Annotated in this window: 11 protein-coding genes; 7 read left to right on the forward strand and 4 right to left on the reverse strand. The window is 70.0% G+C overall.

The genetic code is table 11. The annotated features are described in order from the left end of the window. Nucleotides 1-159: 159 nt before the first annotated feature. Nucleotides 160-978: a thioesterase II family protein gene (locus tag J8N05_RS36875; RefSeq protein WP_210890947.1), complete on the reverse strand. Its 819-nt coding sequence runs from the start codon at nt 976-978 to the stop codon at nt 160-162. 455 nt (nt 979-1433) lie between these two features. Between J8N05_RS36875 and J8N05_RS36880 the strand changes: the two genes are divergently transcribed. The 4 genes from J8N05_RS36880 to J8N05_RS36895 all read left to right on the forward strand — a co-directional run bounded on the left by J8N05_RS36880 (nt 1434) and on the right by J8N05_RS36895 (nt 6439). Then, nucleotides 1434-1655, forward strand: coding sequence for an MbtH family protein (locus J8N05_RS36880; protein ID WP_210890949.1), 222 nt, complete (start codon nt 1434-1436; stop codon nt 1653-1655). A gap of 270 nt (nt 1656-1925) precedes the next feature. Then, on the forward strand, nt 1926-3161 hold the full coding sequence (locus tag J8N05_RS36885; RefSeq protein WP_210890951.1) for an IS701 family transposase: 1236 nt from the start codon (nt 1926-1928) through the stop codon (nt 3159-3161). 423 nt (nt 3162-3584) lie between these two features. Continuing rightward, complete coding sequence (gene ddaH / locus J8N05_RS36890) at nt 3585-4412, forward strand: dimethylargininase (RefSeq protein ID WP_407700017.1); 828 nt, start codon at nt 3585-3587, stop codon at nt 4410-4412. A gap of 1139 nt (nt 4413-5551) precedes the next feature. After that, nucleotides 5552-6439, forward strand: coding sequence for a DUF4097 family beta strand repeat-containing protein (locus tag J8N05_RS36895; RefSeq protein WP_210890954.1), 888 nt, complete (start codon nt 5552-5554; stop codon nt 6437-6439). Nucleotides 6440-6597: 158 nt separating this feature from the next. Here the strand turns inward: J8N05_RS36895 and J8N05_RS36900 are convergent, their stop codons facing one another. Together J8N05_RS36900 and J8N05_RS36905 are read right to left on the reverse strand one after the other, a co-directional pair. Further along, nucleotides 6598-7155, reverse strand: a complete 558-nt coding sequence (locus J8N05_RS36900) for an LmbU family transcriptional regulator (protein WP_247706838.1) — start codon at nt 7153-7155, stop codon at nt 6598-6600. Between the two features lie 878 nt (nt 7156-8033). After that, the gene (locus J8N05_RS36905) at nt 8034-8678 is read right to left on the reverse strand and encodes an FMN-binding negative transcriptional regulator (RefSeq protein ID WP_210890958.1); all 645 of its coding nucleotides are present in this window, start codon (nt 8676-8678) and stop codon (nt 8034-8036) included. Between the two features lie 299 nt (nt 8679-8977). Here J8N05_RS36905 and J8N05_RS36910 point away from each other — a divergent pair, with 299 nt between their 5' ends. Next, a complete protein-coding gene (locus J8N05_RS36910) occupies nt 8978-10330 on the forward strand; it encodes a lysine N(6)-hydroxylase/L-ornithine N(5)-oxygenase family protein (protein ID WP_210890960.1) in 1353 nt (450 codons plus the stop codon). Nucleotides 10331-10443: 113 nt separating this feature from the next. Here J8N05_RS36910 and J8N05_RS36915 read toward each other — a convergent pair whose 3' ends face one another. After that, nucleotides 10444-11121, reverse strand: a complete 678-nt coding sequence (locus J8N05_RS36915) for a uracil-DNA glycosylase (protein ID WP_210890962.1) — start codon at nt 11119-11121, stop codon at nt 10444-10446. A 162-nt stretch (nt 11122-11283) separates the two neighbouring features. Here J8N05_RS36915 and J8N05_RS36920 point away from each other — a divergent pair, with 162 nt between their 5' ends. Continuing rightward, the gene (locus tag J8N05_RS36920) at nt 11284-12360 is read left to right on the forward strand and encodes an N-acetylglucosamine kinase (RefSeq protein WP_247706995.1); all 1077 of its coding nucleotides are present in this window, start codon (nt 11284-11286) and stop codon (nt 12358-12360) included. 119 nt (nt 12361-12479) lie between these two features. Beyond that, nucleotides 12480-13403: a sirohydrochlorin chelatase gene (locus J8N05_RS36925; protein ID WP_210890964.1), complete on the forward strand. Its 924-nt coding sequence runs from the start codon at nt 12480-12482 to the stop codon at nt 13401-13403. The last annotated feature ends 82 nt before the right edge of the window (nt 13404-13485 follow it).

Consider the following 13485-nt stretch of genomic DNA (forward strand, 5'->3'; position numbering starts at 1 on the left):
CCACTTGCCCAGCCTTCTCAACAGAGCACAAAGCGACCATCCCCCAGGGGTCCTGACGTCGGACGTGATGTCGTCCGGACCGTTCACGGTCCGTTTTTCCGGCACACCGAACGCCGGTCTCGTTTTCCTGTGCACATCAGAAATTGAACGGGCTTTTTCTTAGGCCACGTTCTGGTCGTGTCCGGCCATCAGCTCATCGCTGATGAATGCGACGAGTTCGGCATTCGCGCCGCCATCGCCGTCGAAAAGATAGAAGTGGCCGCCGGGATAGATCCGCTGCTCGAACTTCCCGGTCGTCTGATCCTGCCATTGACCGAGTGTTTCCAGCGGCGCCCGTTCGTCCGATTCCCCGGCCAGCACCGTGAGCGGGCAGTCGAGCCTGGTACCGGGCGCGGTCCTGTGCCGTTCCCACAGCCGGAAGTCCGCCATCACCGGCGGCAGCAGGACCTCCAGGGCGTCCTCGTCCTCGACGACCTCTTCGTCGAATCCGCCCAGGCTCAGCACCTTCGAGCGGAATTCCCCGTCCGACAGCTCGCTCAGCCTGGGCCGGTCCAGAGCCGCCGCGGGCGAGGATTCACCCGACACGAAGAGGTGGGCCGGTCCCGGCTCGCCCTTGGCCCGCAGCGATCGTGCCACCTCGTGGGCCAGCAGGGCGCCGCAGGAGTGCCCGAAGAAGGAGAACGGCCGGTCGAGCAGCGGCCGCAGGGCGAGCGTCACCTCGCGGACCAGGGTGTCCACGTCGGCCGCAGGGTCCTCCAGCAGGCGGTTCTGCCGGCCCGGCAACTGTACGGCGGTCAGCTCGATCCCGTCGGGGAACGCATTCGCCCAGCCGGTGAACGCGCCGGCGCCGCCACCCGCGTACGGAAAGCAGATCAGTCGATGGCGGCAGTCGGCCCGCCGCGCCCGCCAGAGAAAAGCGCTCTCGACCACCAGGCCGGAACTCTCTTTCTGCGGACGGGTGCGCTCGTGTGCGGTCATGACGTCTCAACTCACCTCTTTGTGGAAATGCTCAATGAGCCAGGAATTTCACGACGACCTTGCCTCGCTCCGCACCGGAGCGTTCGAATGCCGCTCGTCGTCCGCTGCTGATCGTAGGAGCACCGATGCGGCACGACAAGGGAAAACAGAGGCCTCGAAGTGCACTTAAGGGAACCGATGACATGTCCCGTCGCCAGGACATCGGACATATGCTAGGAGTTCCTTCGGCAAGTCTTCCCGGACGTATAGAACGGCTGCTGGGCAACAGCACTGTTTGCTCTCCGGAATGACGATGCATCATGGGAGAACGACTTCTACGGACATCCGTCCGGGCGCCGGCGGCCAGCCGCTCGGCGTCCGGCCCGCCGTCCTGTCCGACGGGACACCGGTCGGCTCGAAGCCATGGGTGCCCCCTCGGAGAAGCACATCACAACCGACTTGAATCGGAGGCGACCGTGAGCAGCAACCCGTTCGACGACGCAGACGGCAGGTTCTACGTCCTGGTGAATGAGGAGGAACAGCACTCCCTGTGGCCGTCCTTCGTCGAGGTACCCGCCGGCTGGCGGATCGTCTTCGGAGAGGCGGGGCACCAGGAGTGCCTCGACTTCGTGGAGGCCAACTGGACGGATCTGCGGCCCAGGAGCCTGCGTGAGGCGATGGCCGCGGACAGCGCCTGACCTCTCCCCCTCGGACCGCCGTGTCCCCCGCGCGGCGAGAAGGCGGGCCGCCTCGCGCCTCCCGCGAGGCGGCCCGCCTTCTGCTGTCCGGCCCGCGGTCGGGAAGACGGCTCCCCGAACACGAGGAGTGCGCGGCGCAACACAAGGAGCCATGTTGCGCCATGCTAGGCACCACTTTCAGCCACAGAGGTAACTTGGTGGCGCCACAAGCGAAGCCAACCTAGACTCGGCGACCGCAACGCACAGTAACCTCGGGGGAGTTATTGCGCCATGACCACGCCCCAAACCCGATCTTCGGACACAGTTTTCAGCGAGTCGACCAGGGAGTTGGAGACCTCCCTCACCTGCTTCACCGAGACGATCTTCAGCAGTCTCAGACGCGCCGACCAACGCCGGTGGGCGCACACCTACGTCGAGGCGCTGCTCGCCACGCCCGGCAAGAAATCCGTCCGCCGCCTCGCCCAGACCGTCTCCACCTCCGCCACGGCCATCCAATCGCTGCGGCAACTGGTCAGCCTCAGCCCCTGGGAGTGGGATCCGGTACTGAGCGCGCTCACGCACTGGGCCCATCGGTACGGCCCCGACCCCGTCTGCGCGATCGGCCGGGCGGTCCTCCCCAAGCGCGGCGAGAACTCGGTCGGGGTGCACCGCTACTTCGATCCCCCTTCGGGACGCACCCTCAACGGACAGCTGGGACTCGGGGCGCTCATGTGCTTCGGTGCCGTGCAGGTCCCCGTCGACTGGCGCCTGCATCTGCCGGCCCCGTGGGCCGAGGACGAAGAGCTGCGCCGCCGCACACGCATCCCCGACAGCGTTCCGTACCGCCCCGTCTGGATGCAGGTGCTCCATCTGGTCGACACGCTCGGCGCCCGCACGGCCGGTATGTCCCACACGGTCGTCGCCGACCTGAGCAGCGTCCCCGACACTCCCCTGCTCATCCATGAACTCGGCCGCCGGGGACGTGACTTCGTCATGGCGGTGCCGCAGAACCTGACGGTCCTCCCGGCCGGCGAACCCGAACCGACCACCACCGCCCGGCTGTTCACCAAGGCGGGCCCCGCGCTCGGCCCGCCCGAAGGGGTCGTCGTCACCGCACCCGACGGGAGCAGACGCGGCACCCGGATGCACACGGCCCTGGTCCACCTCACCGGACCCCAGCGCGGGCAGGTCGGACCCCCGTACCGGCTCTTCGCCGAGGTGCCCTCGGGCACCCGTCCGCGCCAGATGTGGGTCACCAATCTCACCCACCCCCAGCTTGACAACGTTGCTTCGCTGGCCGACCTGGCCGCGGGGACGGCGTCCTCGATCGAGCACCTGGAACGGGACTTCGGGCTGCTCGACTTCGAGGGCCGTTCACTTCCCGGCTGGTACCACCACATGGTCCTGACCTCGGCGGCCTGCGTGTACGAACGCCTCACCCACCTCGTCCCGTCCGAAGGACGTCAGCGAGGACGCCGGCAGGGCACCGCCCCTGAGACGAGGGACGACGGCCGAGAGCACCCCTGAGGAAGCCTTTCCGCGCATTCCTCCACCTGAAACAACGAGGCTCCACCGGCCCGGAATTCACCGCCCGGCACCACGGCGCAGAATGCGCGTCCACGGCCGGGAGCGGGCGCCCGGTGCTTTCTTCGGAACGCAATGCCGCGAACCGTACGGCCCCTTGGTTGTTCCGGCTATCGTCTTTCCGGTGCACCGAGGGAGAGTGGTCGGGCCGGGAGATCTCCGGTGCGCCGATCCCGTCCTCGTCGGCCGACGTCCCGCCGACAGGACATGACTCCCGTCCCGGCGTTTCCGCTCACCGGTGTGAAGGTCCGCCCTTCGGCGGCGATTCCCGTGGCGCGCGACCCGCGCTTCATCCGCATCCGGTGCCGCATCTCCGTTCCAGACACGATCTGGCGAACCAAAGGGGTAAACGTGTCAGAAAGTTCCGTGGAAGCACGCCGGTCGGGCGACCGGCAGGCGTCGCCCAGGCGCTATCTCATGTGCCGCCCGAATTACTTCGACGTCACGTATTCCATCAACCCGTGGATGGAACCGAGCAGACCCAGCTCGGCCGACGTGGCCCTCGACCAGTGGAAGCACCTGCACGACTCGTTCGCCGCCCTCGGTCACGACGTGCAGCTGATCGAGCCCGTGGCCGGCCTGCCGGACATGGTCTTCGCCGCGAACGGCGCCACCGTCGTGGACGGCAAGGTCCTGGTCGCCCGCTTCCGGCACGAGCAGCGGGCCGACGAGTCCGCCGCTTACCTGGACTGGTTCCGTGAACGCGGCTGGCCCGAGGTGAAGATGGCGCAGTACGTCAACGAGGGCGAGGGAGACTTCCTCCTCGCCGGCGACGTGATCCTCGCCGGCACCGGCTTCCGCAGCGACAGCCGGTCGCACGGCGAGGCACAGGAGTTCTTCGGCCGCCCCGTGGTGTCCCTCATGCTGGTCGACCCGCGCTTCTACCACCTGGACACGGCCCTGTCGGTGCTCGGCGACGGACACGTCATGTACTACCCCGGGGCATTCTCGACGGCCAGTCAGAAGCTCCTCGCCGAGCGCTTCCCCGACGCGATCCGCGCCGACGTGGCGGACGCCGAGGTCTTCGGCCTCAACGCCGTGTCGGACGGGCGGAACGTCATACTCCCCCGGCGGGCCACCGGGCTCGCCGCGCGCCTGCGCGAGCAGGGGTACGAGCCCATCGGGACGGAGCTCGGCGAGCTGCTCAAGGCGGGTGGCAGCGTGAAGTGCTGCATGCTCGAACTGCGCGGCTGACACAGCGCGTTCCCCTCCCCCTCCTGCCGCCGGGGCGGGACGGCCGGACGCCCGGGACGTGACCCGGACCGGGCGTGGGCCGACTCGGGCGTGGGCCGACTCGGGCGTGGATCTGCTCGGGCATGGACCTGCTCCGGCGCGGGTCGGCTCGGGCGTGGGCCGATTCCCGGTTCGGCGTTCCCGGGGCCGGGTGACGGCCGTCCTCACGTGCCGGTGACGGCCCAAGCAGCCCTCACCGGAACGCTCTTGGCGCCGCGGCCCGACGGCCCAGGGCAGCGCGGAGCGCCCGCCGCCGGCGCACGCCCGACCCCGGCACCCGCCCGGCGAACCCACGACGCGGCCCCTCCTCCGGTGCCGCGATCAGCCGTCTCCGGGCCCTGAACACCTTTGCGGCGCCCCGCCGGTCGACCCGGTCCCGCACGCCGCCTCACGGTCCTCGGGCGTCCGGATCACGCCACCGGGACCCGCGCCGCCCGCCGAGCGGTCGAGGGCGGGGCGATGCGCGGCGCACGACACCGCGGACGTGGGGAAAGCCGTCCCGGACACCAGATGTCGACATGGCGCCAAAGTGGCGCACACGGGTCCGGATCAACAACGGGCCAACCGCTCGGACCGCGCCCGGACCGCATACGCACGCGAACCGAATACCCAGGAGTAACCACAGAGACCGAGCTGAGCGTCACCCCTCACACTCACCCAGAGTGTCTGAATATCCACTCCTCGTGAAATAGTCATTTCGCTACGATGACGCCACAAGGCGTCACAGCCGGCCGTACGGCACGGGCCCCACTCCGCCCGCCCGGCGACGAGATGTACGACAGGCATATGCACGTCATCACGCGTTCCAGAGCGGCGCGCCGGTTGGTAGCCGGGTGCCGGGTGTGGTGAGGTTCCGCAAAGTTCCGTTGCACGACCGGGCGGGGCGCCCCCGGCGCACCGGTGAAGGCGACGCGCGGCGGCCCACGGGCGGCCGCGGCACGGTTCGAGATTTGGGGGACGGTTCCTGTTCACGGCCAGCCATCCATTCGTCCCCGGACCGTCCTCGGGGACCCTTCAGCGGGATGTGACCGCACAGCGCCGAAGAGGCTTCCGCCCTCGCCCGGCCACGACCGCCGCCGAGCTCCCGGAGGAGCCACGTCATGCTGACATTCGACACCCCCGGGCCGATCCAGGTGGTTCTTGAGCTGGCGTTCGGCCAGGCCCAGATCCTCGCGACGGACCGGAGGAACACCAGGGTCGGCATGCGCCCCCAGGACCCCGGCGACCCGGTCGACGTCCGTACGGCGGAGCACGCGCGCGTCGACTACACGAGCGGCAGGCTGCTCGTGAGCGTGCCGGAACCGGGCTGTTCCGCCGGCGTGGTGGGAGCGGTGACCCTCGTGATCGAACTGCCCACCGGGTCGAACATCCACGGCGAGGCGGTCGCCACGGATTTCCGGTGCAGTGGAACCTTGGGCAGGTGTCGCTTCACTACCGGACTCGGACACATCCGGCTCGACCGCACGGGAACCGTCCGCCTGGACGCCGCCTTCGGCGAGATCACGGTGAACCACGTGGGCGGGGATGCCGAGGCGACGGCGAACAGCGGAGAGGTGCGCATCGACCGGATCGACGGCAGTGCGACCATCCGGACGACCGGCGAGGGCGACATCGAGGTGGGCGATGTCGCCGGAATCGTCCGCGCCCGCACGGATGCGGGCTGCATACGCATCGGTTCGGCGCGTGCCGGCGTCGAGGCCCTGACGAGCCAGGGGGACATCCTGCTGGAGGAGGTCGTACGGGGGTCGGTCTCCGCCGACACCACGTCCGGGCAGATCGACATCGGCATCGCCGACGGAACGACGGCCCAACTGGATCTGGACTGCGGATCCGGCAAGGCGTACAAGTCCCTTTCACTGCTGGAGAGTCGACCCTTACTGGAGGAGCATGTGCACGTGAGCGCCCGTACCGTCACCGGCGACATCGTGGTGTGCCGTTCGCCCGCGAGCCCGGACGGCCCGCCCGACGGGATGAGACTCCACTCCTAGGGCTGCGTCTCCCGGGGCTGGGTCCACCGGGGCCGCGTCCCGGCGTGGCGTCCCTGGCATCAGGGGATCACGGGCCGGCGGCTCCGGAGGCTCGGGCCGGCCTCACGGCGTACGGCGGAGGCGGTCCCGCTCGACCGCCTCCGCCGTGACCGGTCCGGTCAGTCCGTGAGCGCGGTCCGCGCGGCGACATCCTTCAGGACACGCTCGGCTGCGTCATCCAGAGTGGACAGCACCCATTGGTCCAGGTCGCTGCCGAGCTGCGCGGCGGCTCTGTGCCACCACTGCAGCCGGCTGTCCGGTACCGCCAGGCGCCGGGTGGCGCCGGTCTCCTCCTTGCGGAGCGAGTCGCCCTCACGCTCGGCGCGGATCGCGTTCCGGAGCTGCTTGGTGGTCCATTTCATCCGCTCCGCCCTGTCGAGCCACAGATCCTGCTCGTCGACGGGCATGGACGCCAGTTCCGCGTGGTGCTGGAAACTGAGAGCGGCGCGGCGCCGGTGGAACTCGAAGCGCCGTGACACCCAGGCGTAGTTCCGCAGGGTCTGGTATTGCAGACCCGCGGCGCGGATTCCACGCTGGTAGCGGTCGGCGTAATGGTCCTTGCCGTACGCCAGCCAGTCACCGAGCCACCACGAGGACGAGTTGAGAATTCCGGAGAGCTGACGGCCGGCGCGTTCCCAGTCGTCGAAGGTGAGTCCCGCCGGTATCTGGAGTCCCACCCCCGTCGTGAGCACCTGGGTGCGGTGTACCTCGTGGCTCCCGGCTCTTCGTTGCCGAAGTCCTCCTTCAGAGACCTTGCCGAACAGGACGACCTTTTGACTCTCAAGCTCTTCGGGCCGATTTTTCACCGTACCTCCAAAAATGGCTCCCATAAGCAGGGAATTCGACGGCCACATCGGCAACCGCGGAAACCATTCAGCCCGAAAAGCTCTCCGGATAAACTAATCCGACTCACCCCCGTTCACCCGGCCATGGTTTCTGGCCGATTAAAGACCCCGTGTCGCCAGGGGGACGCAGTTACAGCGTGCACCCTCCTGGCTCTATCCGAGTAGATCCCCGACCCCGCGACCGGTTCAAGGACCCTGGCGCCATCGAACACTACTTTGCAGAGTCCTAAAAAAATGCACTCCACTCCATGGAGTCGCACTTTTGGCCCGAAATCGGTCTTTTCCTATTCGAAGGGCCCCTCGGAGAGTGCGTGTCCGTCACTCTTTCGCCCGCTGTCGGCCCGATCCCTCGGGGGAGCCCCGTCCGGCCGCCCGCCGGTGGACGGGGGCGAGTCGAACACCCCACGGTCGTGGAGCGTGCGAGGAGATGCGTTCGCCCGTGGTTGCCCCGGCAGGCATGCGCGTCCCGTCGACGGGACAGGCGCCGGTGCCCGAAGGTGCCGACAGCCGTCCTTGGAGGAGGCACGGGCCACGGGGTGGCCGGGCATCGACTTCGGGGATCCGGAACGTGGGTGGCGGTCACACCACCTGGCGTGACCGCGGGCCCCTGGAGGGCGCCCCGGTGATCCGGCCGGGCCCGGGGAGAACGCCGGGCGGCCCCGGGCAGCGCCGCCGGCGCCCGGGTCCGCGGCACCGGAGCCTCCGCCACGTCACGGCAGGCGGCTCATCAGCCCGGCCGTCTCGCGCTTGTGGGTACAGGCGCTCCGCCCGAACGACTCCCGGACACGCTCGCGCACCTCGCCCGGTTGCTCCTGGCTCAGTTTGAACATGCCTTCCGCCCCGGTCACCGTGAACCTGAAGGCGCCCACGCCGGGCACGATCTTGCGGAAGTAGTCGAGCGACCCGGTCATGTCCCAGCCGTTGCCGAACGCCCCCTCGAAGGCGCGCACGGTGGACTGCACCACGTCCAGAGTCTCCTCCACCGAGTCGATCTTCTCCACCCTGCCCCGGACATGCACCGTGGTGAAGTTCCAGGTCGGGGCGGCCGGGGTCACCTCGTACACCGTGGGCGACACATAGGAGTGCGGGCCGGTGAACGTCAGCAGCAGGACGCCGCCCGTCTCCAGGGCCGCCCAGTGCGGATTGTCCCGGTTCATATGGCCGAGCAGCGTGGCCCCCGGCAGCTCTCCGGACCAGTCGCCGGACGTCCTGGGGTCGAAGATGACCGGCAGATGCGTGGCGAACGGACCGTCCTCGGGGCTGCCATTGACCACCGCGAGCGCCAATGGATTACCACGGATCAGGTCCACCATCCATGAACTGTCCGGTTCGCGATAAAAGCTGGGCACGAACATCCGGATTCACCCCTTCGGCAATTCTCTCAGAGCATGGGCATGGCTCAGGGCATGACTGATCGCACTACTCGGACAGATAAGCCATGGGCCGCGCCACGCGAAGATTTCAGAAAATCCGCGCCGACCGTACCGCCGTCCCGTCAACGGGACAACGATTTCAGGTATCGGACATCCGGAGAATCTCAGGAACAGCCTTCGTGCCTTCTTCGAGTTGCCTTTGGCGGACTTTCTGGAGCACACTGCGGATTCGTCTCTCGGGCTACCGGCCCAGTTTCCCAGACGCAGCGGGAGAGTCTTCTATGGGCACAGCGGGTAGGCGCAATCAAGAGATCTACGACCTGGTCGGTATCGGCTTCGGCCCGTCCAACCTGTCGCTCGCGATCGCCTTGGATGAGCACGGGGCGAGCGCTCAGCAGCCTCCGGTCACGTCCCATTTCTTCGAGCAGCAGCCCACGTTCGGCTGGCACCGGAACATGCTGCTGCCGTCCACGACCATGCAGATCTCATTCCTCAAGGACCTGGCGACCTTCAGGAATCCGATGTCCCGGTTCAGCTTCATCTCGTTTCTGCACGCCTCGAACCGGCTGGTGCAGTTCGTGAACAATCAGGACTTCTTCCCGACCCGGCACGAATTCCACCAGTACCTGGAGTGGGCGGCCGCCGGCGTCGGCGACCAGGTCACCTACGGCACCGAGGTCACCTCGATCCGGCCCTGCGCCGAGGCCGGGGGCCAGGCACCCGACCTCCTGGAGGTCGAGGTGCGCGGGAGCGACGGCACCACCCGCGTGGTCACCACGCACAACGTGGCCATCTCGACGGGCCTGGTACCGCGGCTGCCGGAGGGCACCGCGACCGACGAACGGGTCTGGCACAGCTCGGAGTTCCTGGGCAGGTTCGGCGCCCACGCCCCGGACGACCTCAAGAGTGTGGCGGTGGTCGGCGCCGGGCAGAGCGCGGCCGAGATCACCCGGTTCCTCTACGACTCGCTGCCGCACGCGCAGATCTCCGCGGTCATCCCGTCCTACGGGTACTCGATCGCCGACGACACCCCCTTCGCCAACCAGGTGTTCGACCCCGACGCCGTCGACGAGTACTACTTCGGCACCGAGCGGGCCCGGGACGCGTTCTGGCGCTACCACCGCAACACCAACTACTCGGTGGTGGACGCGGATGTCATCCGCGCCCTGTACCAGCGTTCGTACGACGAGCAGGTACGCGGCAGCCGGCGGCTGCACTTCCGCAACCTCACCCGGGTCGCCGAGGTCAACCGCGCCGGCAGCGGGACCCGGGTGATGCTGCGCTCGCTGCTCGACGACCGGACGGAGGAACTGGCCGTCGACGCGCTGGTGTTCGCCACCGGCTACGACGGCCTGGACCCGGCCCGCCTCCTCGGCGACTTCGACAAGCACTTCCAGCGCGACGCGGCGGGCAGACACCGGGTGGAACGCGACTACCGCCTCGTCACCGCTTCGGATCTGACCTGCGGTGTCTATCTCCAGGGCGGCACCGAGCACAGCCACGGTCTGACGTCGTCCCTGCTGTCGAACATGGCGGTACGCAGCGGCGAGATCGCCGATTCGATCGTGCTGCGGCGCACCGAGCGGGAGCTCGACCGCGCCTCCCCCGTGAAGGAAGCGCCCTCGGCCGCCTGAGGCGGCACACCGTGGGGGCGGGTGTCCGGGGCTGCGGTCACAGCCCCGGACACCCGCCCCCACGTCGGTTCCGGGGCCCCCGGGTCACCTCGGGCCGTCGTGCCCGCCCCGGCCTACGGCAGCCGCCAGTCCACCGGCTCGGCACCTTGCCGGGTCAACAGGTCGTTGGCCCTGCTGAACGGCCGCGAGCCGAAGAAACCGCGGTCGGCCGACATGGGCGACGGGTGCGCCGACTCCACGGAGGGCAGGTCGCCCAGCAGCGGCCGGGCGTTGCGGGCGTCGCGCCCCCACAGGATCGACACCAGCGGCTTGTCCCGGGCCGCGAGCGCCCGGATGGCCTGCTCGGTGACCTCCTCCCAGCCCTTGCCCCGGTGCGCGGCCGGCTTGCGCGGGGCGGTGGTGAGTGCCCTGTTCAGCAGCAGCACGCCCTGCCGGGTCCACGGGGTGAGGTCCCCGTTGGACGGCCTGGGCAGGCCCAGGTCCGTATGCAGCTCCCGGTAGATGTTCTCCAGGCTGCCCGGCAGGGACCGCACCTCGGGCGCCACCGCGAAACTCAGCCCGATGGCCATCCCCGGCGTGGGATAGGGGTCCTGACCGACGATCAGGACGCGGACGTCGTCGAAGGGCTGCTGGAAGGCCCGCAGCACATTCGCCCCGGCCGGTAGATAGGTCCGGCCGGCCGCTATCTCGGCCCGGAGGAAGTCGCCCATCGCGGCGATGCGTTCGGACACAGGTTCAAGGGCCTTCGCCCAGCCTGCTTCGACAAGTTCGTGTAAAGGTCGTGGAGCCACGGCGCGTCACTCTACTGGCTCACACCAGGGCCTCACCCATGCCCGGTGCGCACCCGGCGCGTATGAGAAGGCCGCCCGCGGAGACTGTCCGCCGAGCGCTACCCTTCCTCCTCAACGAGGGAAGGGGTGGAGCTTGTCGCGTCCAGTGGACTGGCGGCTGCCGTGACCGGTTCGGGGAGCGGGCCGGGCGGCGGATCCGGTGTCCTGGGGGTGGACTCCGGCGGATCGGGCCTGCGGGTCGTCCTGGCCGTCGACGGGGGCCCGGTGACGGCTCCCCTGACGTCCGGGGAACCGGTGCGCACCGGGCCGCGCGGCATCGACGCCGGGCATCTGCTGGAGCAACTGGTCCCGATGGCCCGGCAGCTGACGGCCGACGCCGGGGTCGGCACGCTCCGGGCCGTCACCGTCGGCGCCGCGGGCCTCACCACTTTGGGTGACTCGCTGCGCGCCGAGCTGCCGTCGGCGCTGGCCCGCGAACTCGGCGTACGGCGGCTGGCGCTGGTCGCCGACGCCGTCGCGGCGTACACGGGCGCGCTGGGGCAGCGGGTGGGCGCGGTCGTCGCGGCCGGTACGGGGATGATCGCGATCGGCACGGACCTGCGTACGTGGCGCAGGGCGGACGGCTGGGGCCATCTGCTCGGCGACAGCGGCAGCGGGGCCTGGATCGGCCAGGCCGGGCTCGACGCGGCCCTGCGCGCCTACGACGGGCGGCCGGGCGGCTCGGCGCCGCTCCTGGCCCGCGTGGAGGCCGTGTTCGGCTCCGCCCCGGCGGTCCCGGGCCGGCTCTATCCGCGCCCGGACCGGCCGGCCGTGCTGGCGGCCTTCGCACCCGAGGTGGCCGCCTGCGCCGACGGCGGCGACCCGACCGCGCTCGGGGTCCTGGCCGCCGCGGCCCGGCACATCGCCGACTCGGCCGCCGCGGTGTGCCCCGCCGAGGCGGACGTGCCGTCCGGCGGGGCCGCGGGGGCGGGCGAGGTGCGCCTCGCACTCACCGGTGGGCTGTTCAGGATGGGCGACCCCCTCCTCGTACCGCTGCGGGCCGCGCTGGCGGAGCGGCTGCCGTACGCGCGCGAGGTGCCGGCCGCGGGTGACCCGCTCGACGGGGCCGTCGGCATCGCCGTCGAGCTGGCCGACGACCGGCTCACGCTGCCCCGCGACGACAGCATGCTCCTCGTCGTACGGGACCTCTCGGACGGCGCGGGAGCCTCGGACATCCGTGCGCAAGATCGCTCTCCGTGATCCACAGATAACCAGGGAGATCGCTCCGCGCGTAACTCATCAGACAAAACCGGACGGATACCGCTCACCTGCACCCTCCCCGAACAGGGGAGCCCAGGAAACCAGTAACATTCGGCGCCATGAGCTCCCCCACTGGGCCCGCGTCCGGCCTGCCAGTACGAATGCCGCGACCCCGCCAGCCCGGTCGGCACCGCCGGCCGGAACCGCTGGCGGCTCCCGAGGGCGCGCCCGCGCTCGTCCTCGCGGTGCCGGGCACGCCCAGCACCGCCACCCGCAGCCTCGCCGAGGAGATCGTGAGCATCGCGCGCTCCGAGCTGCCCGGCCTCGACGCCAGGATCGGGTACCTCGACGGGGACGACGACGAGTTCCCCACCCTCCAGTCGGTGCTGGCGCACGCCTCCGAGGAGCGTGCGCAGCGCTTCGAGCAGGCCCGCGCGGCCGGTGTGGACGTGGTGGAGCCCGACGGACCCGTCGCCGTGGTCGTGCCGCTGCTCGCCGGTCCGGACAACGCGCTGCTGCGCCGCGTCCGCCAGGCCGTCATGGACAGCCGTGTCGCGGCCGACCTGACGGATGTGCTCGGCCCGCACCCGCTGCTCGCCGAGGCGCTGCACGTGCGCCTGTCCGAGGCGGGCCTGGCGCGCGCCGACCGGGCCAGGCTGTTCACCGTGGCGACGGCCGCGGACGGCATCATCCTGGCGTCCGTGGGCGGTGACGAGGCCGTGCAGGCGGCCGGGATCACCGGCATGCTGCTCGCCGCGCGGCTCGCCGTGCCCGTGATGGCGGCGGCGCTGGACGAGGAGGGCTCGATCGCGGCCACCGCGGAGCAGCTGCGCAACTCCGGTTCCCAGCAGCTCGCGCTCGCCCCGTATCTGATCGGCCCCGAGCTCGACCCGGGTCTGCTCGACGAGGCCGCGAAGGAGGCGGGCTGTTCCGCCGCCGAGGCGCTGGGCCCGTACCCGGCGATCGGCAAGCTGGCGCTCGCCAAGTACACGTCGGCGCTCGGTATCGCGCCGCCGCAGCCGCAGGGCGCGCCGGTCCGCTGAGGCGCCGACCGGGCAGTCGCGCGCAGGCACCAACCCCGAAGGGCCCGCTCCGAGACCGGAGCCGGGCCCTTCGGGGTTGCCG

It is taken from the genome of Streptomyces liliiviolaceus, assembly GCF_018070025.1.
Lineage (GTDB): Bacteria > Actinomycetota > Actinomycetes > Streptomycetales > Streptomycetaceae > Streptomyces > Streptomyces liliiviolaceus.